Annotated in this window: 10 protein-coding genes; 6 read left to right on the top strand and 4 right to left on the bottom strand. The window is 56.5% G+C overall.

All coding sequences use genetic code 11. The features are described 5' to 3' along the window. Positions 1–265: 265 nt before the first annotated feature. The gene (locus tag NHH03_RS09545) at positions 266–1,729 is read left to right on the top strand and encodes an arylsulfatase (protein ID WP_253155628.1); all 1,464 of its coding nucleotides are present in this window, start codon (positions 266–268) and stop codon (positions 1,727–1,729) included. A 27-nt stretch (positions 1,730–1,756) separates the two neighbouring features. On the opposite strand, the gene NHH03_RS28150 is transcribed toward NHH03_RS09545, so the two are convergent. Further along, positions 1,757–3,496, bottom strand: a complete 1,740-nt coding sequence (locus tag NHH03_RS28150; RefSeq protein WP_253155630.1) for a serine/threonine-protein kinase — start codon at positions 3,494–3,496, stop codon at positions 1,757–1,759. Beyond that, positions 3,493–4,068 carry a sigma-70 family RNA polymerase sigma factor gene (locus tag NHH03_RS09555; protein WP_253155631.1) on the bottom strand — a complete coding sequence of 192 codons (576 nt, stop codon included), beginning with the start codon at positions 4,066–4,068 and terminating at the stop codon, positions 3,493–3,495. The genes NHH03_RS28150 and NHH03_RS09555 overlap by 4 nt, the downstream gene beginning before the upstream one ends. A gap of 181 nt (positions 4,069–4,249) precedes the next feature. Here NHH03_RS09555 and NHH03_RS09560 point away from each other — a divergent pair, with 181 nt between their 5' ends. The 5 genes from NHH03_RS09560 to NHH03_RS09580 all read left to right on the top strand — a co-directional run bounded on the left by NHH03_RS09560 (position 4,250) and on the right by NHH03_RS09580 (position 14,308). Continuing rightward, the gene (locus NHH03_RS09560) at positions 4,250–4,858 is read left to right on the top strand and encodes an RNA polymerase sigma factor (RefSeq protein ID WP_253155632.1); all 609 of its coding nucleotides are present in this window, start codon (positions 4,250–4,252) and stop codon (positions 4,856–4,858) included. Between the two features lie 217 nt (positions 4,859–5,075). Next, positions 5,076–6,446: a sulfatase family protein gene (locus NHH03_RS09565; RefSeq protein ID WP_253155817.1), complete on the top strand. Its 1,371-nt coding sequence runs from the start codon at positions 5,076–5,078 to the stop codon at positions 6,444–6,446. 245 nt (positions 6,447–6,691) lie between these two features. Beyond that, the gene (locus NHH03_RS09570) at positions 6,692–12,304 is read left to right on the top strand and encodes a S8 family serine peptidase (protein WP_253155634.1); all 5,613 of its coding nucleotides are present in this window, start codon (positions 6,692–6,694) and stop codon (positions 12,302–12,304) included. Positions 12,305–12,430: 126 nt separating this feature from the next. Further along, a complete protein-coding gene (locus NHH03_RS09575) occupies positions 12,431–13,381 on the top strand; it encodes a type II and III secretion system protein (RefSeq protein WP_253155635.1) in 951 nt (316 codons plus the stop codon). Between the two features lie 210 nt (positions 13,382–13,591). Further along, a complete protein-coding gene (locus NHH03_RS09580; protein WP_390895548.1) occupies positions 13,592–14,308 on the top strand; it encodes a hypothetical protein in 717 nt (238 codons plus the stop codon). Here NHH03_RS09580 and NHH03_RS09585 read toward each other — a convergent pair. Together NHH03_RS09585 and NHH03_RS09590 are read right to left on the bottom strand one after the other, a co-directional pair. Beyond that, positions 14,289–16,133 carry a hypothetical protein gene (locus tag NHH03_RS09585; RefSeq protein WP_253155637.1) on the bottom strand — a complete coding sequence of 615 codons (1,845 nt, stop codon included), beginning with the start codon at positions 16,131–16,133 and terminating at the stop codon, positions 14,289–14,291. The genes NHH03_RS09580 and NHH03_RS09585 overlap by 20 nt on opposite strands. After that, positions 16,126–19,821 (bottom strand): DUF5682 family protein, encoded by a 3,696-nt coding sequence (locus tag NHH03_RS09590; protein ID WP_253155639.1) that lies wholly within the window; start codon positions 19,819–19,821, stop codon positions 16,126–16,128. Before NHH03_RS09590 ends, NHH03_RS09585 begins: the two co-directional genes overlap by 8 nt. Positions 19,822–19,825: the final 4 nt, after the last annotated feature.

A 19,825-nucleotide genomic window follows, 5' to 3' on the forward strand; every position in this document is an offset into this window, starting at 1 on the left:
CCAGCGCCGTTGAAGTGACGCTTCGGGTTACCAAAAACCAATGCCTCACGCAAAAGCGCTGGCTTCAAAACTCAGACGTCGGGTTAGCGAAAACCAATGTCTCACACAACGAACGCAACTTCAAAACTTGTAGGGTGGGGTGTTCATTCTAGTCGAGTTGGCGCGCCGGCGCATTCAATCGCCGATGGTCCGTCATGGAAGACAAGATTGTTTATACTCGTCGGCTGTTTCCCCGTCTGATTGAATCGGAGTCGTGTTGAGCACCATGAATACCCCATCTCCTCATATTCTGTTGGCCTGTTGTTTGCTGCTGTTGGGCTGGAACGGTACTGCGACGTCGGCCGAGCGAGCCCAACATCCCAACATCGTTTTCATTTTGGTGGACGATTTGGGCTATGGCGATTTGGGATGCTATGGACAGCAACTGATTCAAACTCCGCGTTTGGACCAGATGGCAGCCGAGGGCATGCGGTTCACCGATTTTTACGCCGGCAACACCGTCTGTGCTCCGTCACGCAGCGTGCTGATGACGGGACAACACATGGGGCACACGCATGTGCGCGGCAACGCCAGCGGTCCGGACATGTCCAAACAGTCACTGCGCGATCAAGACGTGACGGTTGCCGAGGTCTTGCAAGACGCGGGATACGAAACCGGTCTGTGTGGCAAATGGGGGCTGGGCGATGAAGCACCCGGCGGGCGCGAGGGACTGCCACGTCGCCAGGGGTTTGATTTTTCCTATGGCTATCTCAACCAAGTTCACGCTCACAATTACTACCCGGAATTTTTGTGGCGAAATGAGACCAAGTCACCGCTGCGAAACGTGGTCCAGCGTGCTGACAAGTCATATGGTGGGTTCACCGGTGGCTGGGCGACTAAGAAAGTTGATTACAGCCATGACCTGATTGCCGAAGAGGCGCTGGGGTTCATTGATCAAGCGGCCGCCGAATCGAACAAGCCATTCTTTTTGTATTTGTCGCTGACCATTCCCCACGCCAACAACGAAGCGTCCGGTGGGACCGGCAACGGTCAGGAAATCCCCGATTTTGCTCCCTATGCCGACAAGGATTGGAGTGATCAAGACAAGGGACAGGCCGCAATGATCACTCGGATGGATGGTGACGTCGGTCGGTTGTTGGATCGTTTGGATGAATTGGGGATCGCCAACGATACGGTCGTGATGTTCTCCAGTGACAACGGTCCACATGACGAGGGTGGGCATGACACCGAGCGGTTCGATCCGGCTGGTCCGCTGCAGGGCATGAAGCGAGATTTGTACGAGGGTGGGATTCGTGTTCCATTGATCGTCCGCTGGCCTGGGACCACGCCGGCGGGAACGACCAGCGATCACATCAGTTATTTCGGAGATCTGATGGCCAGTGCCGCGGAACTGGCGGGAGTGAAATGCCCCGACCATACCGATTCGATCAGTTTTGTGCCGACGATCACGGGGCACCCTGATCAGCAAGTCGATCACGAGTATCTGTACTGGGAGTTCTATGAACAGGGCGGCAAGCAAGCCGTTCGCGCGGGGAAATGGAAAGCCATTCGAATGCCATGGCAAACGGGTGCCACCGAGCTGTTCGATCTCAGTCAAGACATTGGCGAAGCAACGGACCTGGCGAGTGAAAACCCAGGCACTGTCAAACGTTTGGAAGCGATGATGGATCAGGCGCATACCGAACACCCGAATTGGCAGGCCCGCGGTTCCGTTCCAAAACGCGACTGATCTTGACGCCGCTGGCATCGATCGACGCTAGCGTTCCGTGGACGGGCGGTCGCGCAGAATTTTCTCACAGGCGGATTGCAATTCCAGAACCGTGTCAAAGCGGTCATTGCGGTCTTTGGCCAAACATCGTTGCAGGACTTCCGCCATGGGAGGATCAATCTCTTTGATCGACGATAAATCGGGCACGCGGAACAGTTGTTCGCTCAGCATCATCGATGTAGTCAGCCCCGAAAACGGCGGCGCCCCGGTCAGGCATTCGACGGCGACGCAGCCGATGGCGTACAGGTCGGATCGACCATCGAGTCGATCACCGCGGATCTGTTCGGGAGACATGTAGCTGGGGGTTCCACAGATTTCGCTGTGGCCGCCATCGGCTGCCATGGTCATCGAAGTGGCGAGTCCGAAATCGACGATTTTGACGATGTCGGCAATGCCCCCGACCTGGGCCAGAAACAGATTGCTGGGTTTGATATCCCGGTGGACCATGCCGCGGTGATGCGCGTCGGCCAGTCCGGCACAGGTCTGGCTAATGATCGAGATGGTTTTCTCCAGTGACAGCGTGCCTTTTTTAATCAGTCGTTGCGCGACGGATTCGCCGTCCAGGTACTCCATCACGTAATAGAAATCGCCACTTTCGGTGCGTCCATAATCATAGATTTGCACCGTGTTCCAGTGGGTCAACGTGGCTGAAATCTGGACTTCGTCTTCAAACCGCCGGATCGCGGATTCGTCAGTGGCTGATTCGTAACGGATCAATTTGATGGCGGCCGGCCGTTTCAACAATTGATGTTCGGCTCGGTAGACGACGCCCATTGCGCCGCGTCCGATTTCTTCGGTCAGTCGGTACTGTCCGTACAACTGGGCGGCGGCGGCCTGATGACGGACTTGATGCACAATGTGGGCGCCGATCGTTGCCACCATGGCCATCAGCAATGTCAGCATTGGATTGGCGTAGTGCATGAAGTCATCGACCGCCACATGGTCTTGGAACACTTCGTGTAGCATGACGACCAGCGACGGCATCAACGCAGCGGTGACCGTGACCGCTGCGGTGCGTTGCCATGTCGCGGGGATCAGGATGCCATAGATGGCGATGTGTATGGCCGTTGCCGTACTGACCATGGCCCGCAAGGTGTCGATGTCATCGTGGTTCCCGGTGGCAACCGAGAGGTTCGTGCCGCGAACTAAGATCCACATCAGTTCCAACATCGGTGCCGCTACGACTAGCAGTTCGAGCCAGCGGAGCTGTTTCAATGACAGGCGTTCTCGGAATCGCAATAGGTACAGCGTGCCCGCCAGGATCAAGAAAACAATGCTGCGGATGATGACCGCGACCGAGGTGATCGTACCGCCGACGATACCAAAGATGGTGATCGCCGTTCCCACCAACACGACCAAGCCAATCGCGGCGATCAGACGGCTGCGCAGCAGATGCTGTGTCGATTGGGCAAACCGCCACTCCAGTTCGCTGGAGCGATCAATGCCCAGGTCGCCGACACCGGCGCGCGGTGGTTTGGCTGGATCGACGACGATTCGAGGATCAAGCGAGAAGTCGCGTGTGTTTTTGAACGTGGCTGCGGAGGGAATGGTTGATGCGGTTTCGATCAACGATTTTTCGCTGTGATAACGCAACAGCGACTGCACTTCGTTCCGCAATTCGGTGTTCGACCCGCACTCGTCGTCAATCCGTTGCTGGCGTTGATCGAGTGGCAGCGCGACCACCGCTGCAAACACTTCTTTGACACGCAGGTACATCGCCGGTGTCACTCGGTTTCCTCCAGCGACAGTTCACGTCGTAGCCATGCGCGTGCCATTGTCCAGTCGGATTCGACAGTGCGTTTCGAGATGCCCAACACCTCGGCGACCTGTTCGACGGTCAAGCCGGCGAAAAATCGCATCTCCACGATCTTGGCCTGTCGGTCGTCCAGTCCCGAGAGTTTTTCGAGTGCTTCTTCGACGGCCAAGATGTCTTCATCGCGCCGCGCCGAAACCTTCATGTCATCGGTCAGCGAAATCCGACGCATTCCGCCGCCACGTTTGAGACGCAGCCGATGGCGGGCATGGTCGACCAGGATCCGCCGCATCATCGTTGCACCTACGGCAAAGAAATGTGTTCTGCCCTGCCAATCGATGCGATTCAGATCGACCATCCGCAGATACGCTTCATTGACCAGCGCGGTGGGTTGCAGCGTGTGGGCCGGCGATTCGTCTTTTAGCAAACGCTGGGCGATTTGGTGCAATTCGTTGTAAACCAACGGCGCGATGCGATCGAACGCGTCCGGATCGCCCTTGGCCAGCTCGGTCAGAACCCCCGAAATATCGCCTTTTTCGGTACTCATGGTCAGTTCAGTTGGCTCGAAATCAAGAGTCAGAGGGCGGCGGCACGACAGATGCCAGAGTAGTTGATTGCCGCGTGGTTGCGGAAATTTGCCTGAAAAGTGCTGCGGATAGTGGTTGGTTCTGTCGCTTACATGACAGGACCCGACTTTCTACCCCCCCCTACTTTAGGTCAACGCCACGATGCAAGCCAGCGCCCGGTTTAATCTCGGCGTTCAGCGTTCGGCCGGGCGCAATCGTCGGGGGGCGGATTCTGATCTGATCCAATCGGCGCAGTCTGGGGACCATGCAGCTTTTTCACAGCTCGTCACTCGCTATCAAGGCCGTTTGTTGAATTCGATGTCAGAAGTCGTCGGCTGTCCGATGATGGCCGAAGACATCGTGCAAGAAACCTTCGGGCGCGCTTTTCGATTTATCAAGAAGTTTCGCATGCAGAGCCAATTTTATAGTTGGCTCTATCGGATCGCGCTGAACGTCCGTGGATCGCATTTTCGCAAGCACCGGGCGCTGCTGGCACTGGACTCGGTGGGCGAGCTGACGGAAAGCCTGCGAACCGAATCGGCCGATTGTCCTGCTGCTAGTGCGGCCCGTTGTGAAGCTCGTCAACAAGTCCGCGCCGCGCTGGAGCGGTTGCCTGAACACTATCGTCGCATTTTGCTGCTGCGTGAATTTGATGGCCTGGATTATCGCGAGATCGGTGAAATCATGGAGATCAACATGGGGACGGTTCGCAGCCGACTTTCGCGGGCGCGGGCTCGATTGAAAGTGGAACTGGAATCCTACGCCGAGTGAAATGCGGATCAAGTCGCCGTCGCCGACCCACAGCGGCAGCGAGGGGGCAGGTGATGTATCCTGTGTGATCGGATTCCGTTCTGATTGCTAAGATCTTCCCCCCTGTCTCGAGACCCCGCCAATGTCGTTTCCGATTGCTCCGCCCAATGTCCGTGCTGTCAGTCGAGTTGATCGGCAAATTCGAAAGGTGGTTTGCGCCGTAGCGGTGGTTGGGCTGATGCTGGCCGTGTCCATGCGCGGCGCAGCGGCCGAATCGAAACCGAATTTCGTCATCATCTTTGCCGATGACCAAGGTTATGGCGATTTAGGTTGCTTCGGATCGACCAAGATCAAAACGCCCAACATTGATCGAATGGCGGCCGAAGGCAGGCGGTTCACGAACTTCATGGTTGCATCACCGGTCTGCACGCCGTCGCGCGCCGCCTTGCTAACGGGTTGTTATCCCAAACGCGTTGGCATGCATCAACATGTGCTGTTCCCGTCGTCGACCAAGGGGCTCAACCCCAGCGAGCATACGATTGCGGATCACTTGAGTGACCAGGGCTATGCCACCGCCTGTTTCGGCAAGTGGCACTTGGGGCATCACCCGGAAACATTGCCACAGCAAAATGGTTTCGACACGTACTTTGGGATCCCCTATTCCAACGACATGAATTATCCCGACAACAAAGGCAAGCCCAGAGTGCCGTCGGATGAGCTGTGGCGGAATCAAGAATCAGCAGTGACCCAGTGGAACACGCCACTGATGGAAAATGAAGAAATCGTTGAACTGCCGGTCGACCAACGCACAGTGACTCGCCGCTACACCGATCGCGCGGTTGACTTTATCAAGACCAACAAAGACAAACCATTCTTTCTCTACCTGCCTCATTCAATGCCTCACATCCCGCTGTATGTCCCGGCGGATGCATATGATCCAGATCCACAAAACGCATACACCTGTGTGATCGAGCACATCGATGCCGAGGTCGGCCGTGTGATGCAGACGATTCGTGAATTGGACTTAGCCGACAATACCTATGTGATTTACACCTCGGACAATGGGCCTTGGTTGCAATTCAAAAACCACGGTGGTTCGGCAGGTCCGCTGCGCGCTGGCAAGGGGACGACGTTCGAAGGCGGCCAGCGTGTGCCTTGCGTGATGTGGGGACCGGGGCGGATTCCGGCCGGCAGCCAGTGTGATGAATTGGTCGGCACAATTGATCTGTTGCCAACGATCGCTGCACTGACCGGTACCGCGTTGCCGAAAGATCACAAGATTGATGGTATGGATGTTTCCGGCTTGCTGGATGGGACGGCAACACAGTCGCCGCGAGAGGAATATCTGTATTACACCTCACAGGGCGAAATCGAAGGCATCCGCATCGGCGATTGGAAGCTGTTGGTCAAACGCCCACGCCCGCCACGCAACCGTCCCAATGCCAAGCTCCCACCGCCAGAAGTCTTGCTATTTGATGTGACGGCGGACGTCGGCGAGCAAAACAATGTGGCGTCCAGCAATCAACAGCGGGTCGATTCAATGCAAACGAGGATGACCGAGCTGGATGCCGAGATCACCGCCAACGCTCGCGAGCCCTGGCAAAAGTAGTCGGCTCTCTGCGGCGCGACGTGGCAATTCTGCAATCAGTGCTTCGCCCGTCTGGTTCGCCCAAGGGGCCGTGGCAGGTGCATTTTTCGTGTTTTACCCAAAGGGAAGCTTCTGCCAAACCGCGGTCAGGGCTGCGAGGTGGCCTGCGGACGCGATCTCGTTGCATACAATGGCACCGGCAATAGAGGGGTGGGTTATTCGGTGGCCGCCCTGGCTTTGTCGTTACCCAACGGGATTGCAACGAGATGAGTTTGTATCGACCAAGACGTCGACCGCGAGCGCGCCGTCGACTGCTGACGTTGCTGGAAAGACTCGAGCCGCGATGGTTGCTGGCTGCGTCGTTGTCGGTCAGTGACAGTGCCGTGGACACGTCAACCGTGTTGGTGCGTCTGCATCCAGAGGCGCGACCGGCGGCCCCGGCAAGCGACGTGGATCAGGCCGTCGAAGTGCTGCCGGGGTTGTGGCGAATGAGCGTGCCGGAGGGATTGGGCGTCGACGAATCGATTCAGTTTTTCGAAAACTATCCCGGCATGATTTATGCCGAGCCCAACTACCAAGTGCAACTGTCGGCCACCGCATCAGATCCCGATTACGATCGGCTGTGGGGCCTGAGGAACCTTGGGCAGACCGGTGGGACGCCCGGTATCGACATCGGCGTGGAACAGGCTTGGGAGGTCACCACCGGCAGCGCTAGCACACTGATTGCGGTGATCGACACAGGAGTGGATTATCGGCATCCAGATCTGGCTGCAAATATCTGGGTCAACCCTGGCGAGATCGCCGACGATGGAATCGACAACGACGGCAATGGCTTTGTCGATGACCTTCACGGCTATGACTTTGCCGGCAACGACGGCGATCCGTTGGACGATCACAACCATGGAACCCACGTCGCCGGAACGATCGGCGCTGTCGCGAACAATGGAATCGGGATCGCCGGCGTCAACTGGGACGTGCAGATCATGGCCGTCAAATTTTTGAACAGCCGCGGCAGTGGTTCAATCGCGGACGCTGTTTCGGCGATCCACTACGCGGTCGACAACGGCGCAACCGTGTCGAACCATAGTTGGGGTTTCAACGGTGGCTATTCTCAGTCATTGGCCGATGCGATCAGCTATGCACAAAGCGCCGGACACGTCGTTGTCGCCGCCGCGGGCAATGGCGGCGGCGATGGGATTGGCGACGACAACGACCAGTTCCCTTTTTATCCGAGTGCCTTCGAGCACGACAATCTATTATCGGTCGCAGCAACCGATCACAACGACCAATTGGGTTCGTTTTCCAACTACGGCCACACCCAAGTGGATTTGGGAGCTCCCGGTGTCGGCATCTATAGCACGACACGCAACAACACCTACAGCACGTTTAACGGCACTTCGATGGCGACGCCACACGTGACCGGTGCGGTGGCACTTTTGCAAAGCCAGTATCCGCAGTGGAGCTACCAGGAGGTGCGGGATCGCATCTTCGATACAGTCGACTTGGTGCCGGCACTGCAGGGCAAGACCACGACCGGAGGCCGGCTGAATGCTGCTGCCGCAGTGCGCCCCGATTTGTTAGGGCCGGCAGTGATCGCGAGTACGCCGGCGACGGATCAAATGCATGAGGTCAGTCGGGTCACGCTGGCATTCAATGAGAAGATTGATGCGACAAGTTTTACAACGGACGATGTTGTTTCATTTCAAGGACCACAAGGTGCGATCACAGTTGACGAAATCAATCTGGTTACCGACAGCGGCGGACGCCAGTTCGAGATCGTCTTTGCCGAACAGGCCGCGCTCGGTGATTACACGCTGACGATTGGTCCCGATATTTTGGACACGTCCGCTAACCCGATGGATCAAAACGGGGATGCGGAGGCGGGGCAAGTTCCAGACGACCAGTACATCGCAACCTTTCGAATCATCCCAGACACCGTCGGGCCCGCGATCGTCACATCGACGCCCAACGGTCCGACCAATCTGCCAACCAGTCGGGTTCAAGTCACGTTCGACGAAAGGATCGACGCCAATTCCTTTACGGTAGAGGATATCGTGGCGTTCCACGGTCCCAGTGGTCCGATCCCGATCATTGGATTACAGGCACTGAGTGATGGACGATACGAAATCGAGTTCCCCTACCAAGATGCTTTGGGAAACTACTCGATGACGATCGGCCCACAGATTTTGGACCGCGCCGGGAATCCCATGGACCAGGATCGCGATGGAGTCGGCGGAGAAACGGATGATGACGCGTTTGAGATTCAGTTCAACTTAGAAGTCTGGCAGTATGCCGATCATGTTGTCGAATTCAGTTCCCAGTACAGTTCAACCGATTGGTCAGCAGAGCAATCGTTGGGGCCGCCGGATACATTCGCCTATGGAGACATCGAAACCGCCTGGGCACCCCTGTACGCTAACGGCACCGATGAGTTTCTGACCGTCGGTTTTGAAAGACCGTTGTTGGCGAGTGGAGTGTCGATTCGGGAGACCTACGGGAACGGGTTTGTGCGTGGCGTCGAAGTACGTGATGCCACGACCGGCCATTATGTCACGGTGTCCACAGGCCCGGATCCTAGCCAGCCCAATCAACCGGTGGACTACGTGCTGTCGTGGCCGCAAACGGAGTTTCCGGTCGACGCGGTTCGCATCGCTGTCGATACCGACCACAACTTGGATGCCTATGAAGAAATCGACTCGGTTCAATTGCGTGGCGTGACCGTGCCCGATGTCGATGGACCTCGCGTGATCGACTGGACACCCGACGGCAGCGCCGCGGCGCCCCTCAGTCGCATTCAACTGGAGTTTGACGAAGCCATTCAGGATGGCACGTTTGCGCTAGACGATCTGACGCATTTCAGCGGTCCAGCAGGTGACGTCACGGCGACCGCGGTGAACCGTTTGTCGAGCAGTGTCTACGAAATTTTGTTCCCACCGCAGGACACATTCGGAAACTACTCGCTGGTGATCGGTCCTCAGATTCTGGATCTTCAAGGGTTGCCGATGAACCAGGATCAAGATGGCACCGATGGCGAATCGATCGAAGACCAATTCGAACTTGATTTCCGTGTTGAGTTATGGCAATACGCCAGCAGCGTCGTCGATTTCAGTTCACAATACGCCACGACGTCTTGGTCGGCCGCACAAGCGATCGGCGATCCTGATACGTTTGTCTATGGCGACAGTCGAACCGCGTGGACACCGGGCAATCGTAACGGTACGACCGAAAATTTGACGGTCGCGTTTCCCACCGCGGTCTTGGCCAGTGGAGTGGTGATCCGCGAAACATTCGGCAATGGTTTTGTCACTCAAGTCGAAGTCCGCGACGCAGAAACCGGTGTTTTCGAAATTGTTTCAACCGGCAGCGATGGTAGTCAGCCTGGATCACCCGTCGATCACTTGGTTGCTTGGCCGGAAACAAGTTATCCGGTCGACGCGGTTCGTATTCAAATCGGCACCGACCATTCGGCCGGATACGAACAAATCGACGCGGTTCAATTGCGTGGCGTGACCGCACCTGACTTACGCGGTCCGCGAATCATTTCCACCACGCCAGACTTGGGACACCCTGGTCCGATCGATCATATCGAACTGACGTTTAGTGAGCCGATCGCTGTCTCAAGTTTTACCACCGCGGATGTGCTCCGTCTGGACGGGCCGGTCGGATCCATCGAACCGATCTCGGTCCAGGCAATAAGTGAGACGACGTTTCAGATTGCATTCGCTAGCCAGACGACAAAAGGAACGTATTCGTTAGAAATCGGTTCCGAGATCTCCGATTTAGCCGGCAACCTGCTGGACCAGAACGAAGACCAGATCGGTGGTCAAACGGACGATCGATTCAATTTGTCGTTTGAATTGGAGCTTTGGCAGCACGCCTCGACGGTGCTCGGTTTCAGTTCACAATATAGTGCCACGTCCTGGTCCGCCGATCAAGCTTTGGGAGTGCCCGACACCTTTGTCTATGGCGATCAACGCACGGCGTGGACGCCGAAATCCAGCAATGGCACAACGGAATGGCTGTCCGTCGGTTTTGACACGCCGGTGTTGTCCAGTGGTGTGATCATCCGACAGACCTATGGCAATGGATTTGTGCGACAGATCGAAGTCCGCGATGCCGAGAGCGGATTGTTTCACCAGATGCCGATGACGATCGATGAAAGCCAGCCCGGCGCGCCGGTGGATTTTGACGTCTCCTGGCCATTGACGGATTTTCCTGTCGATGCGGTCAAAGTGACGATTGATACCAACCATTCCCTCGGGTTCGAAGAAATTGACGCCATTCAATTGCGAGGTGTAATTGCACCGGATGTCAGTGGTCCGCGCGTGATCGCAACAGATCCCCAGCAGGGGCATCCGGGATCGATCGAACAAGTTGATTTGATTTTTAGTGAACCGATCGACCCTCAAACGTTTACCGCCGCAGATGTCATCGAGTTAAGCGGACCGACCGGGCCGATCGCGATTGCTGGAATCGATCAGTTGGCCGAAGACCGGTATCGAATACGATTTGACCTGCAAACCGAATTTGGCACGTATTCATTGCTGGTCGATCCATCGATTCGCGACTTGGCGGGCAACTTAATGGATCAGAACCAAGACGGGGTCGGCGGTCAGGTCGACGATCGCTTCGCACTTGAGTTTGATTTGGAGTTGTGGCAGGACGCATCAACGGTGATTGATTTCAGTTCCCAGTACAGCACACTTTCCTGGTCCGCGGCGCAGTCGCTGGGTCCAGCCGACACGTTCGTTTATGGTGACCAGCGGACAACCTGGACTCCCAAATCCAGCAATGGAACCGTGGAAACATTGACGGTCGGATTTGAAACGCCTGTCCTGTCGACCGGCGCCATCATCCGAGAAACGTTCGGCAACGGATTTGTTCGTGCCGTCGAAGTTCGCGACGCCGAGACGGGGTTGTTCCAAACGATGGACATTGGCGAAGACGACAGCCAACCTGGAACCCCGGTTGATTACAATGTTTCTTGGCCGATGACCGAGTTCGCAGTGGATGCCGTCCGCATCACCATCGACACCGATCACTCACTTGGCTTTGAACAGATCGATTCGGTTCGCTTGCGAGGTGTGGTCGCACCCGATGTCGTTGGGCCGCGAGTGATCCAGACGAATCCTCAAGACGGTCATCCGGGATCGATCGACAAGATTGATCTGTTGTTTAGTGAACCGATTGCTGAAGGCAGTTTGACCGCTGGCGACATCGTAGCGCTCTCTGGGCCCAATGGTGCGATCCCCGTCAACGGAGTCGAAACGCTCGCGGCAGATCAATTCCGCATCCATTTTGACCGGCAAACGCAGTTTGGGAGTTATCAGTTGGTGCTGGGAACGCAGGTCACTGACTTGGCAGGCAACTTGTTGGACCAAAATGGCGATGGGATCGGCGGACAAAACGACGATTTGTTTGAACTGCAATTTGATCTAGAGCTTTGGCAGTACGCCGCGAGCGTCGTCGATTTTAGTTCTCAGTACAGCACATCGTCCTGGTCCGCGGCCCAGGCCGTTGGTCCCGCCGACACGTTTGTGTATGCCGACCAGCGCACCGCGTGGGTTCCGAAATCGCGAAATGGAACCAGCGAATTTTTGACGGTTGGTTTCCAGACGCCGGTGTTTGCCACCGGTGCCATCATCCGCGAAACATTCGGCAATGGATTTGTCCGTCAGGTCGAAGTTCGCAATGCAGCGACCGGAGAGTTTGAAATCGTGTCGATCGGACCTGACAATAGCCAACCCGGGACACCCGTCGATTTTAGTGTGTCCTGGAATGCGACATCCTATTTGGTCGATGCGTTGCGGATCACAGTCGATACCAATCATTCGCTTAGCTACGAAGAAATTGACGCGGTACAGTTGCGCGGAAAGTGATTGGCATTCGTCTTCCCCTAAACGGCCCGTTTGGAGTACATACCCAACTGGGCAGCGCCAGTTTGACTTGAATCGTTAGCGGTGGTTTCACGTCCGCTGGCGAAAATCAGCTACCAGGAAGGGTCAATGTTCATTCTTCGAATCGTTAGCATCATTACTTTGGTCTGTGGTTCCACGGCCATGGTGTCGGCTCAATCATCGCCCCCGGATTCTGGCCCTTACGCCAACGGCCAAGTGATTCAGGCGGTCGGTAGCGGAACGGTTGCCTCGCGTATGCTGAACCAAGCAAGCTATCAGCAGGTGAAAAGCCAGATTCGATTCGAGATTCAGTTGTTGTACGTTGATGCAGAAATGCGTGACAAGCTGTATGAATCGATCGGATCGGAAAACATTCACACCCAAGTCACTCGCGTGAATGAGCCGACAACCGAATCAACCCAATCCGGCGAAGTCATCGCCAGTGAATCGGAATTGGACAGCCAGCATCAGACGACATCGGCAAGTGTGGTGACGTCAGCGGTGATGTCAAAACAACAGCGTGCCGAAATATTGCAGATGGTTTCTCAACGTGAACATTGCAAGGTTGTTGCACGACCAGTCATGATCGCCGCGGATGGTCAAGTCGCTGGACTTCAACAACAGGTTCAACGTCCCTTTTTGGCGGAATTGGAGCCGGTCGAAAATGATCCGGATGCCGCCGCAACCCCGGGGATTCAAGTGTTGAACGAAGGAGTGAAATTTGCCGTGCTAGCCGATGTCGTGCAGGACGGTTTGCAACTGACCACCCGGATCGAACAGTCAACGATTACCGACGTCCAGCAATACAGCGTTTACGGTGTCGGCCCCAGCCAGACAACGCTTCAAATTCCGACGCATCAGGTCCGCATTGCCAAGGCCAAGCAGATCGTGACGGAAAATCAAACGTTTCTATTGGATCCCTATTTCCAAACGGTCAAAGTTCACGAAACCGAAGTTGGCACTCCGATTCCCTACTTGAATCGGAGCTTTCGATCGAGCAAGAAGACGGAGCAGGTACAACAGAATCTGATCGTGTTGTTGACCGCGAAGAAACTCTAATGCAGGTGCGGGGTGTTGTTGGTGTGGAGGATCTATCCGACCGGTCGGATAAATCCTCCACGCCAGCTAAATGCGATTCCGTGATTTTCACAAAAAGAGACGTTTTCAGCGTGTGATTCACGCACCAACAGGTTCTTGTTGCAGGAGAGTGAGAGCAGGACCTACCGATCCGCTCAGATCCGCAATTGTCTCGAACCAGTGAAGACCGGCATGAGCCTAGAAATGATCGACTCGCGTCACGACGCCAAAGAATTGCCAAGTGCATCAAAGCCGCTGTCGGTTGGATCTGCGAGTCGCGTACCGTCGTTGTTGAAATGGACGTACACGGCGTTCACATTGGTACTGGCCGTCTATTACTGGAAAGAATACGGGCCGACAAATTTCTTGTACTACTGTGACGTGGCGCTATTCCTGGGGGTCGCAGCGGTCTGGACAGAAAAACCAATCTTCGCCTCGATGGCTGTCGTTGGCATCACCATTCCTCAGCTGCTTTGGCAGGTTGATTTTATCAGCTCGATTGCCGGATCATCGTTGGTTGGAATGACGGATTACATGTTTGATTCAGGGATCTCGTTGTTTGCGCGAGGGTTGTCGTTCTTTCACTTTTGGTTGCCGATGTTGTTGTTGTATCTGGTCTATCGGCTGGGCTACGATCGGCGAGCCTTTTTTGCCTGGACGGTATTGGCATGGGCGCTGATGTTGATCTGCTATTTTCTGTTGCCCGGTCCGACCGATGCATTGTCATTTCCCAATCAGCCGCACAATGTGAACTATGTGTTTGGCCCGAATGGTGACACGGCACAGACGTGGATGCCAGCCTGGGCCTGGCTTGGCTGCCTGCTTTGCGGTCTGCCATTGCTGGTGTTCCTGCCCACGCATGCTGTGCTATCGGCACTGGATCGCAAGTTCAAAAGTCGGCTGGCGTGACCGGGTGCAGCCAGTCGTTCCAAGCCTGGCGTTGGTAGTCCTGAAGCGAAGCTTTTTCGTATTCGTTTGCCGCGGCCAGTAGATCCGTCAGTTGTAACGTGGGCCGAGCGAGTGAAGCCTGTGAGGCGATTGTTTCAGCCAAGCTGGCAGCCATGGTTTGGTTGCGACGCTGCAACGCACGAACCTGGCGGCGATGAGAACGTGAACCGAGCGCAGCCACACTGCGCCGTCCGCCTAAAACCAATGCCGACAATTGACGCGTTAGACCTGGCGACAAATCAGAATTCGACAAGGAAAGACCGCCGGGTGAACCGGTTCCGTTGAGAGTGTCGGTGTCGCCGAATTGGTCGGTGTGACTAAAGAAATGACGCTCCAGTCGGTCAAGCCCCAGTTGGCAAACACCGCGCCACGATTCCGGTAGTTCTAACCGGGGCGTTGCATCGTCTTGGGCAAGCGGGCAGATCATCAGTGGGTCGATCGAGCCGGATTGTCCGGGGCGTGGTCGACCAACCACTCTAAGTCTCAGGCCGGCACTGCGCGAAAGTAGTTCCAAATTGGCGCGATACGGCAGTGCATCAATGTCGAGCGGGATTTCCAAGAACAGCGGCGCATCGAGTTCCGTGAGGGAAACGGCGACCGAGCAGTGATGGGGACCAAGCACCGTGCATTCAAAGCCGACGAGGCGGTGTCGGTTGGCGGTTGCCTGGCCCGGATCTTGTTGGGCGTCAAATAGGCGTTTCAATTGTTCGGCAAAGGGTGCTGCGAACGACAGGTTCCAGTCGTGGGCGGTCGATTGACCGTCGTCGGCAGTTGAGTCGCTGGCAGAGACGGGCTTGCGTCGTGCCCAGCGGGTTTTCGTGCCGCGGCCCAAGCGGTGATCGGGTGATGCGGTCAGGTTCTGTACGTCCAAGGTCGCTCGGCAAAGTTCAAACGCAGACAGGGTCGTCGATCCCAGGTCGATTCCGCCTTGATAGGCTTGGCTGGCAAGCGAGGGTTCGCCGGGCCGTACCAAGCCAACTTCGTAAAACGCTGTGTCGTTGGCGATGAAATGCACAACTGTTCCGGCGAAACCAGAGCGTGTCACGATCGGTTCCGCCAACACACCTTGCAAGCGACTCACGTCGACTGCGGTGAAGGGGCGCCGAACTTGTCCCACTTGATCGACTTCCAGTGTGTCGTGTCGCAGAACCGCACGTGCCAAGACAACGGTGCGGGCAAGGTCGGTTTTTAGTTGCTCGGTATCGGTGCCATCGGAGCCAGATTTCAACTGGCGAATCCCCTGCACGCTGCGTATCAAGGCTGCCGAAAGATGGATCAATCCATGTCGCCGACATTGGTGCGCGGCGCGCAGTAGAGTGGATTGAACCACAACACCACAGTTCCGCGATCCGACGGAAAGTACTGTTTCGATCGCGCCAATGCTATTGGACGCTGCCTGGCGCATCACTGCGGTGACTTCGACGGCCGATGCCGTTTGGTCGTCGTCAATCAATGTGGTTACAGAATCAGTGGTTGCTGACGAATCGACTGTTTGTTCCAACGGAAGTCGACTGGCACAGGCCAGTAGGTGAAAGCATTTGGGAGCCAGTAAACAGGTGCATGAGAGTTGCTGAAGCTCTGTCATACTGTTCGATTCCGGGTTCACAACAAGCCGCACCGTTTCTTCGCCCGCAACGACGGTGATTTGGTTGTCTTGGCGCGACCAAGTCCAGGTATCAGCCACCAACGGATTCTTATCCAAACGTTTTTGGACACGCGTCGGCGCCTGGTCGATCAATCGAGCGACGAGTTCCGCCGAAACGTTGGGCCGCAGTGGATCAGCCATCGATTTGTCCTGAACTAGGATTGCCGCGAATCTGGTCACCGATCCAACGGGCGAGTTTTTCAGGACTGACCGCTGCGACCGACATACCAGCCGACGCCATCATTTGTGCCAAGCCGTCGTGGTAGCGTGCTTGCCCTGAATCATCCAACGATGCAAGCCCCAGGCAACGGACTCCTGAATCAACCAAGGCACGGACTTCCGCCAACATCGATGGGATCGACACGCCTTCTTCAAAGTCGGTGACCAAGACGACAATCGAACGCGAGGGCACTTTGATGCCGGCCCTGGCGGCGCGTAGCCCAAGTCCGATGTCGGTACCGCCGCCGACATCAACTTCTAACAGCAGTGCCAGAGGATCAGCGACTTGATCGCTCAAATCGATCAATTCGGTGCTGAATGCCAGGAAACGCACCGAGAGTGCGGGCAATGCATCAAAGATTGCTGCCACCAAAGCGCTATAAACCACCGATGCGGACATCGATCCAGAGACATCGACGACAAACGTCACATGCCAATCCATTTCACGGCGCGCCGGTGCGTTGAAGATCAAACGATCGGCAATGATGGTTGCCCGACCGTCGGGTCGTCGACGGCAATTTCGCAAGTTTTCACGGATCGTACGTGGCAGGTTCAGCTGACGCGAGCGACGGCGGGTGGGCCGCGGCGTCGACAGTCCGCTGAGTGCAGTTTGTAATCGCACTGCCAATTGCTGTGCCAATTGGTCGGTGATGCGTTTTGCAAGTCGTCGCAATTGGTGCATGCGTGATTCCGGCATCGCACCGGCCAGGCTAAGAACCTGTTGCAGCAAATCCACCGATGGCGTGACACTGTCAGGATCCAGATGTTGAATCAGGGTTGGGTTGCCAGCCGCTGCGGCCGTTCCCAACACCTCTTGGCAGACGTCGCTGCCGAACAAAGCTTCCAAGTCGTCGGCCCACTGTGCGCTACTTGGCGATGGAGCTTCCTGTCCGCCGGTCGACCCGCGGCGCTCGGCAAACTCTCTGCGTGATCCCTCGCCGCGACCGCGGCCGAACATTTGGTCCAAAGAGCGCGCTGCGGACTGGACGCGTGACTGAGGACTTTCCGGTGGCAGCCCCAAGATCAACCGCCAGCGATCTGCTGTTGTGATCTGGCCGTTTGCGACTGGGCGAATCACGGTGTCGAGCTCTGAACTCGAGTCTGCATTCGCAGAGGTCTTCGATCGGTCGGAAACCGGTTGTTCGAGCATCGATTGAAGTTCTGGGAACAATGCCTCCACAGCGCGTTGTCCTGCCAGATCGCAATGGCGAAGCCGGGCCACCTGTTGAATGACAACCTGCTGTTGCGACGGATCATCACTGCTTTCCTCGATCGAAGACCTGCGGTCGTCCAAGCCTTGGAAGCGGATATCGAGAACACGCTGACGGTCGGCCGGCGAAAAGGGCTGGAAACCGCCCCGAAGTGCTGGCAATTGCGTCAAAAAATCAGCGTCATCGAGCTCGTTCACCGTTGCTTCGAATCCATCCAACCACTGCGCATCGTTTTGCATGCGTGACAACAACAGTTGCACACATCCCGAGAGTCCATCGCGCAATCGCTCTCGCCCCGAGCGATCCGACGCGGAGTCGATCCATCCGGTTAGCAATCCGCCGAGTGTTTTAGAATCCATTTCGCCTAACACACACAGACCGCCGGCGGAAACGCCACGCATCAGATTGCTGCCGTCGCGCAGGGTTTGTTTACACCAATTGATCAAGTGTTGTGGTGTGACGGGATCGTCGTCTGCATGGTCCACGTCCGCATTGCTGCCGAGAAATGTTTGATAGAGGTCACCGGTGAACCAATCGACCAACTCGGCCACTGCGATGGCGTCGTTCCGGTCCGAACTTCCACGTAACCCACCCAGTCGTAGCAGGCAGGCGTGCAGTAGTTTCGCAGGCGATACGATTGCATCGGGCAGATGGTAGACCGGCACAATCGGCGGCGCTGCGTCGGCGGGATCTAACGGCAGACCGGGAAGATGGGATGCAGCGATCCGAACGATCAGCGACGTGGCTTGGACCAAATCCGAGAGCGATGCGCTGTGTTGAAACGTCTGATCTAGCTGCGCCAGTGTTTGGTTGGTCAGTTGCTGCAAACCGCATTCACTAGCGATCCGCAATCGTTCTAGAATCTTCGTTGGCAGTTGTTCGGTGTCAGCTGTGTTCCCGCTGCGCAGGATTTGTTCGCTGGCCTGATCCAAGGTGACACCGAAACGAGAAACGCTTTCAATGGTTGCTGAGGTGGATTGCAGCCATTGCACACTCCACCGTTCGATCAAATTTTCTCGCAGTCCTTGTTCCACCGTGTCCAAACGTCGGGCGTAGGGAATTCCTGCGGCATCTAGCCGGCGCAGGACCACCGCACGAGCACGATCTTTGGGGCTGCGCAGCACATCTAGACGCAGTTCCTTGTCATCGGGCGATAGCCCGGCGCGCCAGCGTGCCGATTCCGGACGCTTGTTCGCTTTGCCAAGTGAGTCACGTCCGGGCAAACCAAGTTGTTCGAACAATTGATCGATCGAAACCGCCAAACCACAGCGTGGTGCAGCGGGTGTGACGACCCCTGTTTGATCGCCCACCAAGACTTGGGCGGCTGCGATCGAGACGGCTCGACCACGACCCATCACATCGCCATGGACCAAACAGGATTGCAGTGCTTCGACCAACTCGCCGCGACCGGCAACGCCCAGTCCCCGCAGTCGTGCCAAGTCACGCATCATACGGATGGTTTCGCTGGCATCGGGTGTCCCCGCGACATGCCCGGCGCGGCGCAATTGGCGACAGACACCGGTGGCGAGTTCCACAGCGGCCTGGTCCATTTCTGAGTTGGATTCGGACTGGACCATGCGTTGGTGCCACTGCGGGTCCAGGATGCCAGCCGGGTAACCGCTGCGTTCATCCAGTTGCTCGAACGAGTACGGGATTAGCGAGACACCGACCGATTCGGGATTCGCATCGACGGTGGCCAGCAATGTTGGGTCAGAATGTTCGGTTTCGTGGACCCGTTCCGGTAGGAGTGCGGCGGCGTGGTAGGAACCGACAATGGCAGCCGTCCGCTGGTCGGTTTCTCGAATCGCTTGTCGCATCGCAGCTTCGCGCACCAAGTCACGTGGGCTGATTCGGTGGCTGTCGCTGCGAACGGCCCAACCGAATGTCAGCGCCGCGCGGCGAATGGTTTCGGGGTCGGCATCACAGCCGGGGGACTCGACCATCCGCTGCCACAAATCACCGACATCGTTTGCTCCGGTCCGCTGCATGATCGACTGCAATAGGTCGCTGGACGACTCAGCTGTATCGAACTCCACGGCATACTTTGCCGAGACCGATAAATCACAGGCTTTCACCGGCACCTGATTGGCGAACGCCCAGCGGATGGCGACGAATTCCGGCGAGAACTCAGCCAGCGGATAGAACATCATGTTGCCATCGGAACCCACCGCAGAGATTGCGATTGGCGGCTGTGTCAATGGATCAGCGATATGAACCATCCAATCCGATAGATCCGACGGCATTTCGATCAAGATTCGCTGGGGTGAAAAGCGATCCAGAATCGAGCCCATCGCTCGCGCCAGCATCGCCGAATGATGGCGGACACCGATTAGCAAGGGTGCGTCACACAGGTGCAGTCGCGCGCATTCGGCGACGGGATCAATCGATTCAGCGGGCATTGTC

The organism is Stieleria tagensis, assembly GCF_024129865.1.
GTDB classification, from domain to species: domain Bacteria; phylum Planctomycetota; class Planctomycetia; order Pirellulales; family Pirellulaceae; genus Stieleria; species Stieleria tagensis.

Bases quoted from the DNA above. Each gene is read 5' to 3' on its own strand.
- NHH03_RS09545 (WP_253155628.1), top strand. From the start codon at position 266: ATGAATACCCCATCTCCTCATATTCTGTTGGCCTGTTGTTTGCTGCTG.
- NHH03_RS09555 (WP_253155631.1), bottom strand. From the start codon at position 4,068: ATGAGTACCGAAAAAGGCGATATTTCGGGGGTTCTGACCGAGCTGGCC.
- NHH03_RS09560 (WP_253155632.1), top strand. From the start codon at position 4,250: ATGCAAGCCAGCGCCCGGTTTAATCTCGGCGTTCAGCGTTCGGCCGGG.
- NHH03_RS09565 (WP_253155817.1), top strand. From the start codon at position 5,076: ATGCTGGCCGTGTCCATGCGCGGCGCAGCGGCCGAATCGAAACCGAAT.
- NHH03_RS09570 (WP_253155634.1), top strand. From the start codon at position 6,692: ATGAGTTTGTATCGACCAAGACGTCGACCGCGAGCGCGCCGTCGACTG.
- NHH03_RS09575 (WP_253155635.1), top strand. From the start codon at position 12,431: ATGTTCATTCTTCGAATCGTTAGCATCATTACTTTGGTCTGTGGTTCC.
- NHH03_RS09580 (WP_390895548.1), top strand. From the start codon at position 13,592: ATGAGCCTAGAAATGATCGACTCGCGTCACGACGCCAAAGAATTGCCA.
- NHH03_RS09585 (WP_253155637.1), bottom strand. From the start codon at position 16,133: ATGGCTGATCCACTGCGGCCCAACGTTTCGGCGGAACTCGTCGCTCGA.
- NHH03_RS09590 (WP_253155639.1), bottom strand. From the start codon at position 19,821: ATGCCCGCTGAATCGATTGATCCCGTCGCCGAATGCGCGCGACTGCAC.